We start from the raw sequence: 16,900 nt of genomic DNA on the forward strand, positions 1-16,900 counted from the left end.
AAGGAGTGCAATTTCAGTTTGCTTGGCCGCTGCAGAACTAACGGTTGACCCATATAAAGGAGAAATGACAATATGCCGAAGCAGGTGCTCGTGACCGATGACGATCCGGAAATTCGCGACGTCATCCGCATCTATTTGCAAAACGAAGGCTACCGGATCTACGAAGCGAAGGACGGGCTGGAGGCGATTGACATCGTCAGCCGGGAATCGGTTGATCTGATCGTACTCGACGTGATGATGCCTCGCATGGACGGGATCAAAGCTTGCCTCAAAATCAGGGAGAAGACGCGAGCGCCGATCATTATGCTGTCCGCCAAAGGCGAGGATATCGACAAAATAACCGGACTGACGACTGGTGCCGACGATTACGTCACCAAGCCGTTTAATCCGCTTGAGCTCGTTGCGCGTGTGAAAGCTCAGTTTCGGAGACAAACGTTTTCGGAAGGGGGAACGGGACCGTCCGGCGGCCGATCGGTGATCGAGATCGACGAGCTGGTTATCGACAGCAAGCGTCACCGAATTACCGTCGCCGGCAAGGAAGCGGCGCTTACCCCTATCGAGTTTTCGATTTTGGAGCTGCTTGCAGGCAATCGGGGACAAGTTTTTAGTGTAGAACAGATTTACCGAAACGTATGGAAGGAAGACAAATATTCTTCGGACAACACGGTTATGGTCCATGTGCGGAATATCCGGGAGAAAATCGAGGTCAATCCGCGTGAGCCGAGGTATATCAAAACCGTATGGGGAGTGGGGTACAAAGTTGAGTAGCGGATGGTTGTCGGCCCTCAATTGGAGAAAAAGCATACGCCTGAAAATGTTCGGAGCGATTTTGCTCAGCTTTACGCTGACGGTCATGCTTACTGCGGCCATCCAAACGTATTTGACCCGGGTCACTTCGGTAATCGGATACTACATGTCATTTTTGTCAGACACAGCAGGAGATCTACTATTTCTGGCTTTTTTCGTCTGCAGCTTTTTATTTTTGTTCTTTTTGTTCATGCGCAATATCGTTCACAATATGCGCTCTTTGGCCGACGGTTTAATGTCGATTGCTAACGGCGATCTCGATTTCCGGGTGCCGACGTCGAGACAGGATGAACTCGGTATAGTGGCACGCAATATTAATTATATGGCCGAGCAGTTGCAGGTGACGATCGCCAAGCAGCGCAAGCTTGAAGAGTCGAAGATGGAGCTTATTACAAACGTCTCGCATGACTTGCGGACTCCGCTTACGAGCGTAATCGGCTATTTGAATTTATTGCAGCAGGACGACTATGACGATCTGACCGAGCATAAGCGCTATATTCGCAACGCGCTTAACAAATCGCAGCAACTGAAAAAGCTGATTGACGACTTGTTCGAATATACGCGGCTCACGAGCGGCGGTATTATGCCCCAATTATCGGCTGTCGATCTGGGAGCATTGCTCGAACAAATCGTAACTGAATTCGAGCCGATCGCAGGCGAGTTTGGGTTGAAGGTAAAGCTGGAAAGGGAGGAAGACCCCGTCATCGCCCATGTTGATGTGAAGATGCTGGTACGTGCAGTCGATAATTTGCTGATGAACGCTTTAAAGTTTTCAATCAAGCCCGGTGAAATCATAGTCCGGCTGACACTTCGCGAAAATCGGATCGTCGTTGCCGTGGACAATTGGGGCGAGCCGATAACGACCGAGCAGGAATCGCTGCTGTTCGACCGATTTTACAAGGCCGAGCCGTCGAGAACCGACAGCGGCATCGCTCCGGGAGCGGGGCTCGGATTGTCGATCAGCCGTACGATTATGGAGTTGCACGGAGGCTGTATACATTTGTACCACCGGGACGGCCATTACTCGTTCTGTCTCGAGCTTCCACCGGACAGGGTTGGCGATAAAAACACTAATCACATTAATAATTAACGACATAAATTAAAATACCTATGAACAAACCGGCTCTATTAGATCCGGTTTTGTATCGTTTGAAGCTCCATCCGAATGGTCGCTGGAAGGATCGTATTTTTTATGATTAGGTGATTCTTGCAAACGATTTTCCGCTTCTCCATGATACAATCGATATAGTCCGATTTTTTATAAAGGAGATTGATATGCCAGCCTTTCAGATTGAAGAAGCCACGATCACAACGATGCAAGATGCCATGGCCTCAGGCTGGCCAAACCTAACGTGCAGTTGATGATTTACGGATTCATGGCATTCGTCTGGTGAAAGGGGCTATCCATTTGGAGCATACATCATTTCCCATGAAAAGGTTTAACCCAAATAGACCTGGTGCCTTGATCGGTACCCTAACGGATCTATCGGAATATTTGAGTTTGCTTTATGCTTTATGCAGAGATCGCTTGCGACATATGCGTGACGCAGGCACGACCAGCAGGGGGAATCTTAGAGCGATCCGTTTTCTCTCCCGCCAAGATAGATGCCCGAGATGTAACGGTAAGGAATCGAGTCCAAATGATATGGCGATAACCATCGGCGGACGTTCCATAACGGAGATTTCGAGATTATCGATTCCGGACCTGCTTCTATTTATTAAAAATTTTTCTGCTTTGCTGGACGCTTTTGAATTCGAAGCATGTACGGAGATACGCAATGAAGTGGAGATGCGGCTGAATTACCTGCATAAAATTGGTCTAAAGACACTGCCTTCCACCGGCACCTAAGCGCCGTGAGCTTGTGCAATTCGAATATTGATTTTGAACACTTCAAGAAGCAGTTACCGCCGGCAACTGCTTCTTCTTTTCAAGTAAAGGGCAGACCGGATCCAGACCCAGATTTTCCCGGAGCGTGCGCCCGGTATAGGTTTCGGGAAAAAGCTGTCTCCGTTGCAGACTTCGCCTCCGTTTCGGTAGAACCGACTAGCACATGCAGACCGGGCAACACTGGAGGAGTGGGGAAATGATGGGGAAACGGAAGTGAACTTCACGGGAACCACGTTCACCGCTTTCGGAACGTAATCCATGAGATGAACGCGTTTTTCGCCGCCGTTCCGCCCGATCTTCAGGCTCAGTTCCATGTTTTTTTCAAAATGTGCAGATAGGAGAAAAAGTGCGGAACGGCGTTCACGGAGCCGGAGACGACGGCCGAAAGCAGATCTTGAAGACAAGGCTCCGTCTCCGACCGATGGGGCGGCCTCCATCGCCGGTCGTTGCGGTGCCAACGGAGTTTGGCGGACGTCGATTGATAGAGGCGAATGATCTCCTCATTTTGACCAAGCGATACCCATTGCTGCCACATCTCGCTTTCAAGCTTGTTTATAGTATCGGGCGTTTCCCCGGCGAACGCCTCCATTCGCCGTCCAAAGGACGATGCGGCTTCGGCCATCTCCGCCGGTTTCGTCCGTTTAAGCAGCTCGTACGCAAACAGAACAAGCGCGATCCACGTCTCCAGCAAGTCGCCGACCCGCCCGGCGGAGGACGGAACGATATGCACCCCGTGTTTGGGCGCGATGCGGACGAATCCTTCGGTTTCCAGCTGCTGCAGCGCGGCCCGAACCGGCGTCCGGCTCATGTCGAGCGAACCGGCCAGCGCGATCTCGGAGGTGACGGCGCCTTCCGGTATCCGGCCGGAAACGATCCATTCGAGTATGGTTTCGTAAGCGGTTTCTCGGAGCGACAGCGGTTTCATTGTGAAGCAGCCCCCTCTTGTAAGCGATTCGGATTCATTATACCATCATAAGGAAACAGGACGTACAGGAGGAACCGGGATGCCGATTCAGCAAGCGCATCAAACGTTGAAGGAACGGGCTTTCGAGACGATCCGCGAACGCATCGTCAGCGGGGAATGGCCGGGCGGGACGTTCATACCGGAACGAATGCTGAAGGAACTGCTGCAGATGAGCAATACGCCGATTCGCGCGGCGTTGGATCGGCTCGAGATGATGGGGCTCGTGAAGCAGTCGCCGAATCAAGGGGCGATCGTTCAGGAAATCTCGCTGAAAAACATACTGGACCTTTACGAGCTCCGGCTCGTGTTGGAGACCTACGCGGCCAGAAAGCTGACCGGCCGGATGGACCGGGCTTTTTTCGACGAGCTGGACGATAATTTGAAGCGGCAGGAACGGATGATTCAAGCGGGCGATATTGCGGCTTACGTCCGGCTGGACCGGGAATTCCACGAGCGCATCGTCAGAGGGCTCGACAATATGGAATATACGGAAACGATGGCGCGTCTTCAGGACAAGTTCTTAATGGCGGTGCGAACGACGTTCGTCAAAAACAAAGAGAGATTGTGGGGGAGCATCGAGGAGCACCGGCAAATTCGCGAAGCGCTGGCCGGTACCGACCCGCACCTGACGGAACGGCTGGTCGAACGACATATCGAATATGTGAAGACGATTATGCTCTGATGTATACAAGTTATGCATATTGTGCGTTTTCCAAATGCTGTGATACGGTTGAGACGGACGTAATCACTCATGCGGGAGGACGTACGGGAATGAAAATAACCGGAATTCGTACGGCTATACTGGGAAATCCGTGGAAAAACTGGCTGTTCGTGCTCGTCGATACGGACGAAGGCATAACGGGTCTGGGAGAAGGCACACTGAACGGCTTCGCCAAGACGGTGGAAGCGGCGGTACACGAATTGAAGCATCTCGTCGTCGGGATGAGTCCGTTCGATGTGGAAGCGATCGGCCTGAAGCTGTTCCGCGACGTGTATTCGGACGGCGGACAGATTCAAGGGTCGGCGCTGGCCGCCATCGAGACGGCGTGCTGGGACATTATGGGCAAGGCGCTGGGCCAGCCTCTGTACAAGCTGCTGGGAGGACGATGCCACGATAAGCTGCGCTGTTATGCGAACGGCTGGTACCGCGGCCCGGGAACGCCCGAGAGCTTTCATGAAAAAGCGAAGCTGGTCGTCGCCAAAGGATATACGGCGCTGAAGTTCGACCCGTTCGGAGCGGCCTGGCGGACGGTGGAGCGACAAGATTTCGAGCTGGCGCTTGAAAATATCGCAGCCGTTCGCGAGGCGGTCGGACCTTTTACCGACATTTTAATCGAAGGGCATAACCGCTTCTCGGTCCATACGGCGCTGCAGTTCGCGGAAGCGATGCTGCCGTACAAGCCTACCTGGTTCGAGGCGCCGACACCGCCGCACCGCATCTCCTCGATGGTCGAGGTAGCCAAGCGCAGTCCGGTGCCGGTCGCCTGTGGGGAAGATTACTACTGCCGGGAACAGTTCGCCGAGCTGTTGAAGCACGACGCGGTGCATATCGTCCAGCTGGAGCCGCAATTTCTCGGGATCTCGGCATCGAAGCAGATCGCCGGTATGGTGCACGCCCATAACGGAGTGATCGCGCCGCACAGCGCACAAGGGCCGGTATGCTCGGTCGTCTGCAGCCATCTGAATATGGCGACGCCGAACTTTTATTTGCACGAAATCTTCGACGAATTCAACGAGCCTTGGGAAGAGCGCGTATTGACGCCTGCCCTGAAGGTGGAGAACGGGTATTTGCAGCCGCCGGAAGGACCGGGCCTCGGGGTCACGCTGAATATGGACGAAGTCGGCAAGCATCCTTACCAGGTCGGCAACTGGCTGCCGCTGTTCCGTCAAGGCTGGGAGAGAAGGGAGTCGGTAACATGACGACGGCGGACAACCGGGAGCTGCATACGCAAACGCCGCCGACCATGAAAGCGCTTGTGTACGAAGGGCCGAAGCTGCTGAATATTCGTGACGTGCCGCTTCCCGGGCTGCAGGACGGCGAAGTGCTCGTCCGTGTGGCGCTGGCGGGCATATGCGGCTCCGAATTGAGCGGTTATCTCGGGCACAACTCGCTGCGCAAACCGCCGCTCGTTATGGGGCACGAATTCGCGGGTGTCATTGAGCGGTGCGCACCCGGGGAGCCGTTATTTCGGACGGGAGACCGCGTAACCGTCAATCCGCTCGTAACTTGCGGCGCATGCTCGCACTGCGCGAGCGGCCGCTCCCAGCTGTGCGCGGATCGCAGCCTGCTCGGCGCGCATCGGCCCGGCGCTTTCGCCGAATTCGTGGCGGTACCGGGCAGCAACGTCCATCTGCTGCCGGATGCCGTCTCCTTCGGGGAAGCCGCCTATACCGAGCCGTTCGCCTGCGCGGTGCATATCGTCCGGCTGCTTGCGCTGCACCCGTCCGATCGGCTGATCATCTACGGTGCCGGTCCGATCGGCTTGCTGGCAATGCAGGCTGCACACGTATTCGGCGCGGGCGATGTCGTGATCGTCGACCGGAACGAAGCGCGGCTGGAAATCGCCCGGGAACTGGGCGGGATCGGCGTAACGGAGCTTGAACAGCTCGGACCGCAGCTGGGGAGCGGCTTCGATGCGGCCATCGATGCGGTGGGAGCGGGCGTCACCCGGCAGGCTTGCGTCAAGGCTGTCCGCAGGGGCGGCCGGGTCGTCTTCACCGGTCTGCACGAGCCGGACAGCGCGCTGCCGATCAACGACATGATCCGGGAAGAAATCATGACGATCGGAGCGTTCGCCTACTCGGCTGAAGATTTCGCCGCTGCTCTGGCCTGGATCGGTCAAGGCAAAGTGAATTTGTCGCCTTGGACGGTGACGAGACCGCTTGAGAACGGGGCGGAATGCTTCGAGAGACTGATCGGTGGACCGGGGAAGATCGCCAAATATTTGCTGCAAATCGCGAGCCGGTAACCACCCGGATGCACTGTGGAGGTACAACGAGTTGAGGATGGAGGAAGACGGGATGAAGTTACCGTGATTCGGCTGGCAGCTAAACTCTACGGTGAACAAATCCGTTTTCTAACATTCTTAATCCGTTTTCAGGTAGCGGGCCGGAACCCTTTTCTCCTAAGCTGGGATGAGAATGATTATTAGCTGATGGAGCGAAGGGAGAAACGTACGATGGCCAAAATCCGTTTCAGTAGTTTTTTCAGCGTATTTGTAGCGATGGTGGGCTTAATGATAATCGCTCCCGTTATGCCGCCGATTATTCGTGAAATGGGGCTCTCCGAGACGCATTCGGGATTGATTATTTCGCTCGGCTCGGTAGCCATGGCGCTGATGGCGCGGGTGTGGGGAATATGGAGCGACGTCAAAGGCAGAAAGACGATTATCCTGGTCGGCTTCCTGGGGATGTTCGTAAGTTACGTCCTGTTTACGGCAACGATCTATGCCGGCTTGAACCTGCTGGTCGGCAGCATGGTTTTACTGCTTTTCTTCGTCAATCTGGCCGTTTATTTCTTGGCGTACTTCCTGTTCGGGATCGGAGCCGGGTTGATGATGCCGGGGTTTATGGCCGGCGCGTCGCTAGCCGTATCCCGCGAACAGCAAGGCGGCGTGGCTGGCTTGGTCGGGTCGGTCCAAGGCATCTCAGCCGTCATTGCCCTCATCCTGAGCACGACTCTGTATCAACTGGATAAACATATCCCGTATGCGGTAATTGCCGGACTGGTCGTATGCATGGCCATCGTGCTGTTTGCGGGATCGGTTCGTGCGGCGGAACGGCCGCAAAGCCTGGAAAAGTAACGGTTGGAAAAAAGCATGGAATCCTCGCTTGTGTTGGGCGGGGGTTCCATTTATTTTGAGCGGCCGTGTAGCTGGATCAGACGCCCGCGTCGGTCTGGTTGTAGGAATAGGCGAACCGGCAGCAGCTGGCGTTAACTTGTCGTGTAGAAGAAAGAAATAGACGTAAATTCTTTCCTCGAAGAAACATTATTGCGCATATGCAAATTAATTCCCTTGATGTACACTGATAATGTCACAGGTAGTCCTTGAATAATCGCCGCTGTCAATTGTCCGGAGCGGGTGTTTCGTCAAACCGTTCGCGGACGGAGCGGTGCGCAGATCAGAGCATGGATGCAGGAGGGATCGCCTTGAACCCGAGCGAAGCTATGCTGATATATCAAAGGAATCAGACGGCGCGAAAATGACCGTTTATGTAAATGGCCTCGAAGAGAATGTCACAGAAAGGCTCGCCTGACAGGGAACAGGGGACGTTCCCATTTCCACGCGAAAGGACCTCAATTTCCACCGCAATGCGGGGGCCGAGGTCCTTTTTCTCTAAGAGGTCAACAGCGCCAGCATTTCGTCCAGATGACGCTCCAAAGCTAACGCATCATAAAGGCCCCAACGATGATCGACGATGTACGACCATTTTTTTTGGACGGCAGGAAGGCATCGCCGAGAAGCAATTTTAAGAAATCGGCGCTCAATCAATCTCCAAAACCGCAATAACCGCTGCCAGTCTCCGCACATGCTCTTCAATTGTTTGTTCGTCGAAGCGCAGCGAAGGGCCGGATATGCTTAGTCCCGCGACAACGTCGCCCTTGCGGCTGCGGATCGGCATGCCTACGCATTTGATGCCGAATTGGTGCTCCATATTGTCGATCGCATAGCCGCGAAGACGGATCGTGTTCAATTCGTCCAGCAGCGCACCGGGATCGGTAATGGTGTTGTCCGTTATCGAAGCCAGTCCCCGCCCGATCACGGTATCCACGACCTCGCGGGGGAGGTAGGCGAGCATCGCTTTCCCGATTCCGGTGCAATAGAGCGGAGCCTTGATGCCCATGACCGATTTGACGGTCATCAGATTTCGCGGCGAGGAGGAATCGAGGTACACGACTTCCGCGTCTTCGCCGGGAATCGCCAGGAAAATGGTCTCGCCCGTAGCGTCGGCCAACTCCTGCATATGGGGCTGGACCGTTTTGCGGAAGCTGATGTTGCTCGATACGACATGGCCCAGCTGCAGCACTTTAAGCGTAAGCCTGTACTTGCCGTTATCCGGATTTTTTTTGATATAGCCTGCTTTGACGAACGTGTCCATGATGTTATGCACGTTGCTTTTGTACAAGCCGAGACGCTCGCTGATCTCCGTAACGCCCAGTTCGGGCGTCGTCGCGGTGAAGCAATCGAGCACCTGCAACGCTTTAAATAACGTTTTTGTTTTGATTTGATCGTCAGCCGCCATAAGCTTCCACTCCATCCCCATTCCATAATCGATATAACAATCCTAAAGGTTTGCCATGTTTTTCGCTCTGTTTCCGCTATAATTTAGAACTCAGTTCTTATATTTAGAATTCGATACAGCCTCATTATACGATAACGGTTTGCGTCAATCAACGATCAGGTGTGAAAAACGTTCGAAATCCGGGATTGTATTTCAACGATCGCTGTGCTACTATTTGGGTGTGAAATAATAGAACGTCGTTCTAATAATTAGAACGTTGAGGAGGTGACTTATCCGCTAGCCGTTCATTGTCTCAATTTGCGGACGGAGAGCGGGGGATGAAAAGAGCACGATGCGTCTGTAAGCGGTCGCATAATCACGAAAACAACACGAATCAAGGGGACGAAGGAGGACGAACGATGCGTTACGATGTCATCGTATGCGGAGGAGGCCCGTCGGGAGCCGCAGCTGCCATTGCGGCGGGGCGTGCAGGAGCGCGCGTTCTGCTGGTTGAGCGGTACGGTTTCTGCGGGGGCATGGCGACAAGCGCCCTGGTGAATCCATGGGCCGGCCATGAATACCCTCATCCGGTAACGGGCGATATGGGCTCGCTGATCGGCGGCATATTCAAAGAAATTGTCCGCGGGCTGCACGAGGCGGGCGGCTACGGCTCGGAGCTGACACACTCCGCGTTTGACGAGGAACGCCTGAAAGTGGTCTATGACTGCATGCTGCAGGAGGCGGGCGTTGACATGCTGTATCATACGATCGTGACGGATGTCGTCTGCCGGAACGGCCGGATCGAATCGATCGGCGTCGCTTCAAAAGACGGCGCGAGGGCTATCGAAGGCGATATGTTCATTGACGCGACGGGCGACGCGGACTTGGCGAGCCTGGCCGGCTGCGAGTGGAGCCTGGGCCGGCCGGCGGATCAATTGACGCAGGCTATGACGGTAAGCTTCCGCATGGGGAATGTGAACAAGCCTCTGATGCTCAAGCATCTGCGCGAGCGCAACGAGACCGGACACAAGAAGGCGCGGCTGCTGGTCGAGCCGTATTTTCAGGAGGCGATCCGGGCTGGGCGGCTTCACTATCCGTACCGCAATTGGATTCATTTTTATGATTATCCGCACCCGGGTGTGTTGCATTTCAATATGACGCGGATCAACAAAGTCAACGGGCTGGTCGCCAAAGATTTGAGCTTCTCTGAAACAGAGGGCCGCAGACAGGCTTTCTTGCTGGCCGATTGGCTGCGTGCCGAGGTTCCGTACTTCTCCGGCGCTTATTTGGAGAAGGTCGCCTGCCAGGTGGGCGTTCGGGAAACCCGGCATATTCAAGGGCTGTATACGGTGACGGAGCAGGACATTACCGGTGCGGCAAAGTTTGACGACGCGATCGTGCGCAGCCGTTATTTTATCGATATCCATTCGCCGACCGGCTCGGGCTTCGACCACGAATCTTCGACAGGCTACGGCGCGGTGGCGGACCGGTACAATGTGCCAGAGGGAGATTATTACGAGGTTCCGTACCGGGCGATCGTGCCGAAGGGCGTCCAGAACCTGCTCGTACCTTGCCGGGCATTGTCGGCGACACATGAAGCGTCCGCAGCGATCCGCGTCATGGCGACGATGACCGGGATCGGCGAAGCGGCGGGGATTGCAGCCAGCCATGCGGCCTCACGGGGGATAGCCGCGCAGGAAGTCGATCCGCAGTGGCTCAGAAGCAGGCTGGATTATTTGTCCGAAGGCCCCGATTTCGATCCGTTATGGAACGGCTGCGCCAGCCGGCGGATGACGGAAGCCTCCAAGGCTCCGGAGACTCCGGAAATTCGGAAGATTCCCGGGATGCCGGGCGTTTGAGATTCGAGATTTCCTCAGCATTCATCGATTAAGTGGTTCATATAGGAGGCAGAGCGCATGTTCAAGGTAACCCCTTTAGCGAACGAGCATTTGACGATATTCGAATCCCCCGAACCGGCCTCCACCTTTGTGGGCAGCCCCGGCATCACCCGGCTCGCGAGCGGGAGAATTGTCGTGACGATGGATCTGGGCAATCGTTGGGCGGACTGGACGTATACGAAACCGAAAGATTTGAGCAAGATGGGCAAAGTGTTCGTATCCGACGACCACGGCAAAACCTTCGTTCTGAAGAAGGAATACCCGTTTTTTCACGCCAGGCCGTTTGCCGCCGGGAGCTCGCTTTACGTCTTGGGGCATTGCCGCGACTTGATGGTGATGCGTTCCGACGACGACGGAGAAACCTGGACGGACGCTTATCCGCTTACGGAAGGGCAAAAGTGGCACCAGGCCCCCAGCAACGTCCATTACGCAAACGGGAACGTATACTTGGTCATGGAGCGGATGGCGTACACCGACTTTAAAGGCTGGGGCGTCGGCTCGCTCGCTCCCGTGCTGATGCGGGGCAGCGAAGCCGCCGATCTGACGCGCAGGGACAACTGGACGTTTGCCTCGGAGGTTGCTTTCCGCGATGTGATCGACAGTGGAGAGCTGGATTATTTCGGCGTACCGTTTTATGAAACGCCGCCCAACGGGTATGCGCTTATCGCGCCTAAGCGGAAGGCCGACGCGGCCGGCTGGCTGGAGACGAACGTTGTGCAGTTCGTCGATCCGAACCATTACTGGCACGATCCGGACAGAAGAACGTTTCATTTGTGGATGCGCGCGAATACCGGAGGAACGGGATATGCCGCGATAGCCAAAGTCGTGGAACAGCCAGACGGCTCGATGGTAACCCAGTTGGAAACTGTACCTTCCGGCAAACGTATCGCGTTCGTCCCTTGCCCCGGCGGGCAATTGAAATTTCATATTTTGTACGATGACGTATCGCGGCTGTACTGGCTGTTAAGCTCGCAAGCCCGCGACAGCATGATCCGAGCGGAGCGGATGCCGGACGACCGGTACGGCTTGCCCAATAACGAGCGCGACCGGCTGCAGCTGCATTTCTCCACCAATTGCGTCGATTGGTGCTTCGCCGGGCTCGTGTGCGCCGGAAGCTTCGCCAAGGAATCGCGGCAATACGGCAGCATGGCGATCGACGGCGACGATCTGCATATCGTCAGCCGCTCCGGAGGCGAGCATTCGGTGACCGCCCATGACGCTTATAAGCTGACGTTTCATACGGTCCGCAATTTCCGAGAACTTGCGTATTAAACGGTTCGGGGAAACAGCCGCTTCGGCGTCCGGACGAAATTAGGAATTAGACAGGGGGAATCCATCCATGGGGGACTCAGGAAGATCGAGAAGACAGAGCCTTTTATACACGACGCTGATTGTCGGCGGATTGCTGATCGCGAGCGGCTGCGGTCGCGAGGCGGACGTAGGCAAGACGCCGGATAATCCGGCGGGATCGCTGGCGGGAGGCGAACCGGTCACCTTGACTTTGTTCGCGCATGGCATACTGCGGGATCAAGATTTTATCGATTATATGCAGGAGCCGATTAAGAAAAAGTACCCGAACGTCACGCTCCGCAAGGTGGACGCCGACAAGCAGGTGACGATGTCAAACCTGATCGCTGCGGGCGACATTCCCGACCTGGTATGGCTCGGCCTGACCAATCTTCAGCAGTTGACCGATCTGAACGTGCCCAGCAATCTGGAGCCGCTCGTCTCCAAGCATCAATTCGATCTGAAGCGGCTTGACCCGCAGGTGGTCAAAAGCATCCGCTCGTATACGGATAAAGGGGAACTGGTCTATCTGCCATTCCGCACCTATGCCTTCGGCCTTCATTACAACAAAAGCATCTTCGACAAGTTCGGAGCCGAGTACCCGCGAAACGGCATGACCTGGGACGAAGTCATCGAGCTGGCGCGCAAGGTGACACGCACCGAAAACGGCGTCGCCTACCGCGGCTTGAATGCGGGCACCGCTCTGAACCGGATGCAGTCCCAGCTGTCGCTGCCTTATGTGGACCCGCAAACCGACAAGGCCCTTGTTTCTTCGGATGACGGCTGGAGGAGACTGTTTCAAACGTTCCAGGATATATACGGCATTCCGGGCAACTATCCGAGCGGAGCGACGTTCGGCGACGGCGCCAAGGCGTTTTTGGATACGAAAACGCTCGCGATGTTCCCGCAGCTGCTGCTGCTTAACAATCTCGATTTGGCGAAGGCCGCGAGCGAAGGGTTCCAATGGGGCGTCGTCAGCTACCCGACGTTTAAGGACAAACCGGGCGTCGGCCCCGGGCTTTTCTCCGACGGCTTCGTGATTCCACACGGCAGCAAGCATCCGGATCAGGCGTTTGAGGTGATGGCCTATCTGCTGACGGATGAGATGCAGAAGGGTTACTCCGAAAAGGGCAACATGTCAGCGCTGGTGAACCCGGATATCCATAAACGGTTGTATGCCGAGAGCCCGCTCAGCAAAGGGGTGGATATCGCCGCGCTGCTGGCCGTCCGGTCCGCCGATCCCCACGAGAAGACGATCTACGACGAGAAGGGAAGAGTGATCGTCACCAAACATCTGGAGGCGTATTTTACAGGGAAAGTCGATATGAATACGGCCATGCGGATGGCAAACGACGAGCTCAACAAGGCGGCAGCCGAGATGAAGGCAGCGAAGCAATAAAGGCAGTCGGAACGATGAAAGCGGTTACCTCTTGAACCTAAAAGAAAGCAGGTGATCCCATTGTCGGAGGAAGAAAAAGGCGCATCGCAGGGGCCGCAAGAGGAGAAGGAGTTTTCCCCGTCCCCGAAGATCAGCAGAAGAAAGCTGCTGGCCGCCGTAGGCATGACCGGAGCTGCATGGGCGGCAACCGGCGCATATGGGGTGGCAGACGGCAGGTCGGTCAGTACGGCGGTTTATGGGTGGATGGGCGGCCCCGGGATGCCGTTCCGCAACGTGAAGGCGCTCGGTTCCGTAGCCGAGCTGGCGGGCTTCGAAGGAGAGTACGACGGGCGGCAGGCGCATGTCATCGCTTATCATCCGGGTAAGGAGGTCGGCGGCGGTCTTTTCTACTTCGATGCCTCACGTCCCAAGTCGGAGCATGACGGCGGAACGGTCATCAGTTGGACGGTCCCTTGGGACGGTCAGCAGGCGACACTCGCGGATTACTTAAACGGAGCCGGGGAAACCGATCCGAACGGGCTCGGCTGCTGGGTACGTCCCTTCGACGGGCGCGGCGTGTATGCAGAGTGGTTCGGCGTAGTGGGGGACAACGGCGACGAGACGGCCGGGCTGCTGGCAGCCAAGCGGGTGGCGGAGGCGGAGCCTAACCGGTACTTGTACTTGCCGGCTCGCATCGTGACGGTCACACTGAACGAGCCGCTGCTATTTGCGGTGCAGAGCTCCGGCTTGTTCGGGACGGGCGCCGATCCCTACATCTACTCCCCCAACGAGCAGAACGTATCCGGCCTGCGGATCAACGGCGGACCTGTCGGTGAAAACAACCGTGCGGCGGTCGTGTTCGACGGATTGGGGCAATGCGGCGGCAACTTCATTCTGATCCCGGGCGAGCAGAACAACTGGTATTGGCCGCTGGATACGTGCGTGTATTCCGGGGATTTTCAGCGCATCCGGACCCGGAGGTTTAACGGCGGACACAGAGTATACAACTCCGTGACCCACGGCCATGAATCGAACAACAACAAGTTTGAGATGGTGGAATGTTATGCCATCAAAAAAGGTCTGCTGCTGGGGGTCAACCCCGTGCCCGGGGCGAAGCAGGTAGCCTTTAATGAGAACACATGGATCAGCTGCCGTTACCGCGGCAACGTTCATTGCTTGTACATGTACCGCAACAGCACGCCGAAAGCATACGGGAACGTATTCATCAATTGCATATTCCAGGAACGGGCGGCGCCGCTTCAAGGTGATTTCGAAATGTTCAAGGCCGAAGGGGGCCATGTGGAAGGCGTCACGTTCATCAACGGACGTTTCGAATGCGTGCAGGAAGCCGGACGGCAGCGTCCGGTAATCCATCTGAACGGGTTGTCCGGCCGGTCGTTGTGTACATTCATCGGCACTTACATTCATTCCACGATTGCGATCATTGACGATAACAACATTATGCGCTCGCTCGGGACCGTGCACAACCCGAACTGGACGGCCAAAGTGCTGGAAACGAACTCGTTGACGGCCAGGGGCACCTCGGAGATGGTTAACGCGCTTAACCCGAGCAACTCGATCCGCTGGACGGGGAAGGGCGATGTGCAAACGCCGACGCGCCATTGGCTGGAAACGCCGTATATCGCGAACGGACACACGAGCGCAGGGTATGGGGGCAAATACCGCAAAGGTTCGTCGTGGTCGGAAAATGTGATCGAGTTTCTCTCCACGGGCGGGGTGCGCGAAACCAAAATGTGGGTGGACGGCGTGCCGGTAACCCGCACGATGTTGTCGGGCACGGACAAATTCCATGCGCCGGCGAGCGACGCGGACGTTCATCTCGGCGCATCCTACGCCCGCTGGGCGGACGTATACGCTGCAAGCGGCGTTATTAACACGTCGGATCGGCACGAAAAGCAGGATATCCAGCCGATCCCGGGCGCTGTGCTCGATGCGTGGGCTAGCGTGCAGTACCGGATGTTTCGTTTCAAGGACGCCGTAGCGAAGAAGGGAGACGGGGCCCGGTTGCATATCGGGCTCGTGGCCCAGGATATCGAAGAAGCGTTTCGCCGGTTCGGGCTGGACGCCTTCGCTTACGGCTTGCTGTGCCGGGATGAGGTCGTCGAAGAGAAAACCGGCAACCGGCGGGAAACTTGGGGTATCCGGCCCGACGAGTGCCAGTTTCTCGAATCCGCCTTGCAGCGCAGGGAATGGAACCGGCGGATGAGTGAGCGGTTGAACGGCCAATTTTAAGTTCATTCGGGAGTTAGTTCACGTAGACCGGCACGTCGTGCCGGGAGCAACGGCAGAGTTGGATGAGTGTTACTTATCCGACCCTGTCGTTTCTTTTGGTTTTTTTCGGCCGAAGCGGCGTCCAGATTAATCCGTGATCGCAGGGCAGGAACGGGTGCGTATGTTTGCCTGAGGAATGGACCTCATCTTGGAATGATCGGTAATTTATCGGTATATTAAATCGGGTTTCTAATGTAAAATAATTGAAATGCGTAAACTAGGAACCTGATAGGAACAGCTTAAACGTTTGGAGGAACAAGACTGTTTGCTCGGCAACTGATCTTAGTACGAAAAAAGGGAGGATTTCATTCATGAATCAGATCAAGGATGACTCGATCGTACAGGAAGTTAATTTTATTCATATCCCTGTCAGTAACGTTGATGAGGCTATGGAATGGTAAATGAAGCACCTTGGATGCAAAAATGCCCATAAAGTCCATGATGGGTTAGCGAGCGTCAGCCTTCTCTTTGATTTTTATAATCCATATGGAAACAGGTTTACGATATGGGGATGCCAGGTCGAGGATTATAATCGCTCATGAAATCAGGCTGGAGATTTCATTTATAGGGAGACACCAACGATGTCATAAAGTAAGATATTAGGGAAAGAGCCAAAGGACAATGGACAACTGGCATTGGGCGCTTGGAGATATCTATTCCATCACCAAGGGTGACGATGGATTATGGAAGACAAGGATTTGAAGGTTGTAGAGGAATACGCAATGAAAAGGTAACTTTATTGGGAGGAATTCATGAGGAATATTCTAAATTTACTTGTTACACTTATTGTGTTCTGGGTAGGCAATCAGTATTTTAATGAGTATCTATCCATTGCGGATACTAAGACTTTAGTAATTGCATCTGTTCTAATGTTTGTGATTAGTTTTTTGTTCAGTTTGGCCATGGCATTGTCAGTGATGCTGATTGTAGTGGGGGTTGGCTGCTTAACAACACCGGCATTAATTCTCGCCTCCATAGTGCTGACGCCAATAAAACTCTGGCTGCTTGATAAATACCTTGGCGGTTTTGAGATTCATGGGTTCTGGACATACGTTTTACTTACGATAGTTCTCAGTATTTTTACGGTGAAAGTAAAGTCGAAACAAGATAAATGATAAGACAAATCCATTGGATAAAATAATACTTTCATTAGGAAGTGTGGG

The 16,900-nt window shown here is 54.9% G+C and carries 13 protein-coding genes; 11 read left to right on the forward strand and 2 right to left on the reverse strand.

Annotated features, from left to right (window positions below):
• Positions 1–72: 72 nt before the first annotated feature.
• Positions 73–768 (forward strand): response regulator transcription factor, encoded by a 696-nt coding sequence (locus PV433_RS06965; RefSeq protein ID WP_332071459.1) that lies wholly within the window; start codon positions 73–75, stop codon positions 766–768.
• Complete coding sequence (locus PV433_RS06970; protein WP_332071460.1) at positions 761–1,897, forward strand: HAMP domain-containing sensor histidine kinase; 1,137 nt, start codon at positions 761–763, stop codon at positions 1,895–1,897. The genes PV433_RS06965 and PV433_RS06970 overlap by 8 nt, the downstream gene beginning before the upstream one ends.
• Positions 1,898–2,999: 1,102 nt before the next feature.
• On the opposite strand, the gene PV433_RS06975 is transcribed toward PV433_RS06970, so the two are convergent.
• Positions 3,000–3,620 carry a GntR family transcriptional regulator gene (locus tag PV433_RS06975; RefSeq protein WP_332071461.1) on the reverse strand — a complete coding sequence of 207 codons (621 nt, stop codon included), beginning with the start codon at positions 3,618–3,620 and terminating at the stop codon, positions 3,000–3,002.
• A 79-nt stretch (positions 3,621–3,699) separates the two neighbouring features.
• Between PV433_RS06975 and PV433_RS06980 the strand changes: the two genes are divergently transcribed.
• The 4 genes from PV433_RS06980 (at position 3,700) to PV433_RS06995 (ending at position 7,462) form a co-directional block, all read left to right on the forward strand.
• Entirely contained in the window at positions 3,700–4,341 is a 642-nt protein-coding gene (locus tag PV433_RS06980; protein WP_332071462.1) for a GntR family transcriptional regulator, read from the forward strand.
• A gap of 89 nt (positions 4,342–4,430) precedes the next feature.
• Positions 4,431–5,579: a mandelate racemase/muconate lactonizing enzyme family protein gene (locus PV433_RS06985; RefSeq protein ID WP_332071463.1), complete on the forward strand. Its 1,149-nt coding sequence runs from the start codon at positions 4,431–4,433 to the stop codon at positions 5,577–5,579.
• Positions 5,576–6,628, forward strand: a complete 1,053-nt coding sequence (locus PV433_RS06990; protein WP_332071464.1) for an alcohol dehydrogenase catalytic domain-containing protein — start codon at positions 5,576–5,578, stop codon at positions 6,626–6,628. The genes PV433_RS06985 and PV433_RS06990 overlap by 4 nt, the downstream gene beginning before the upstream one ends.
• A gap of 210 nt (positions 6,629–6,838) precedes the next feature.
• Positions 6,839–7,462, forward strand: coding sequence for an MFS transporter (locus PV433_RS06995; protein WP_332071465.1), 624 nt, complete (start codon positions 6,839–6,841; stop codon positions 7,460–7,462).
• Positions 7,463–8,144: 682 nt separating this feature from the next.
• On the opposite strand, the gene PV433_RS07000 is transcribed toward PV433_RS06995, so the two are convergent.
• Positions 8,145–8,903, reverse strand: a complete 759-nt coding sequence (locus PV433_RS07000) for an IclR family transcriptional regulator (RefSeq protein ID WP_332071466.1) — start codon at positions 8,901–8,903, stop codon at positions 8,145–8,147.
• 398 nt (positions 8,904–9,301) lie between these two features.
• On the opposite strand from PV433_RS07000, the gene PV433_RS07005 reads away from it, so the two are divergent.
• The 5 genes from PV433_RS07005 to PV433_RS07025 all read left to right on the forward strand — a co-directional run bounded on the left by PV433_RS07005 (position 9,302) and on the right by PV433_RS07025 (position 16,852).
• Positions 9,302–10,741 carry an FAD-dependent oxidoreductase gene (locus PV433_RS07005; protein ID WP_332071467.1) on the forward strand — a complete coding sequence of 480 codons (1,440 nt, stop codon included), beginning with the start codon at positions 9,302–9,304 and terminating at the stop codon, positions 10,739–10,741.
• 57 nt (positions 10,742–10,798) lie between these two features.
• Positions 10,799–12,052: a sialidase family protein gene (locus PV433_RS07010; RefSeq protein WP_332071468.1), complete on the forward strand. Its 1,254-nt coding sequence runs from the start codon at positions 10,799–10,801 to the stop codon at positions 12,050–12,052.
• A 67-nt stretch (positions 12,053–12,119) separates the two neighbouring features.
• The gene (locus PV433_RS07015; RefSeq protein ID WP_332071469.1) at positions 12,120–13,466 is read left to right on the forward strand and encodes an ABC transporter substrate-binding protein; all 1,347 of its coding nucleotides are present in this window, start codon (positions 12,120–12,122) and stop codon (positions 13,464–13,466) included.
• Between the two features lie 60 nt (positions 13,467–13,526).
• Positions 13,527–15,698 (forward strand): tail fiber domain-containing protein, encoded by a 2,172-nt coding sequence (locus PV433_RS07020; RefSeq protein WP_332071470.1) that lies wholly within the window; start codon positions 13,527–13,529, stop codon positions 15,696–15,698.
• Between the two features lie 791 nt (positions 15,699–16,489).
• Entirely contained in the window at positions 16,490–16,852 is a 363-nt protein-coding gene (locus PV433_RS07025) for a hypothetical protein (RefSeq protein WP_332071471.1), read from the forward strand.
• The last annotated feature ends 48 nt before the right edge of the window (positions 16,853–16,900 follow it).

The organism is Paenibacillus sp. GYB004, from assembly GCF_036577605.1.
Taxonomy (GTDB): Bacteria; Bacillota; Bacilli; order Paenibacillales; family NBRC-103111; genus Paenibacillus_AB; species Paenibacillus_AB oceani.

What these genes read in the sequence shown, in the direction of transcription:
- PV433_RS06965 (WP_332071459.1), top strand. Translation starts at nt 73, where the DNA reads ATGCCGAAGCAGGTGCTCGTGACCGATGACGATCCGGAAATTCGCGAC.
- PV433_RS06975 (WP_332071461.1), bottom strand. Translation starts at nt 3,620, where the DNA reads ATGAAACCGCTGTCGCTCCGAGAAACCGCTTACGAAACCATACTCGAA.
- PV433_RS06980 (WP_332071462.1), top strand. Translation starts at nt 3,700, where the DNA reads ATGCCGATTCAGCAAGCGCATCAAACGTTGAAGGAACGGGCTTTCGAG.
- PV433_RS06985 (WP_332071463.1), top strand. Translation starts at nt 4,431, where the DNA reads ATGAAAATAACCGGAATTCGTACGGCTATACTGGGAAATCCGTGGAAA.
- PV433_RS06990 (WP_332071464.1), top strand. Translation starts at nt 5,576, where the DNA reads ATGACGACGGCGGACAACCGGGAGCTGCATACGCAAACGCCGCCGACC.
- PV433_RS06995 (WP_332071465.1), top strand. Translation starts at nt 6,839, where the DNA reads ATGGCCAAAATCCGTTTCAGTAGTTTTTTCAGCGTATTTGTAGCGATG.
- PV433_RS07000 (WP_332071466.1), bottom strand. Translation starts at nt 8,903, where the DNA reads ATGGCGGCTGACGATCAAATCAAAACAAAAACGTTATTTAAAGCGTTG.
- PV433_RS07005 (WP_332071467.1), top strand. Translation starts at nt 9,302, where the DNA reads ATGCGTTACGATGTCATCGTATGCGGAGGAGGCCCGTCGGGAGCCGCA.
- PV433_RS07010 (WP_332071468.1), top strand. Translation starts at nt 10,799, where the DNA reads ATGTTCAAGGTAACCCCTTTAGCGAACGAGCATTTGACGATATTCGAA.
- PV433_RS07015 (WP_332071469.1), top strand. Translation starts at nt 12,120, where the DNA reads ATGGGGGACTCAGGAAGATCGAGAAGACAGAGCCTTTTATACACGACG.
- PV433_RS07025 (WP_332071471.1), top strand. Translation starts at nt 16,490, where the DNA reads ATGAGGAATATTCTAAATTTACTTGTTACACTTATTGTGTTCTGGGTA.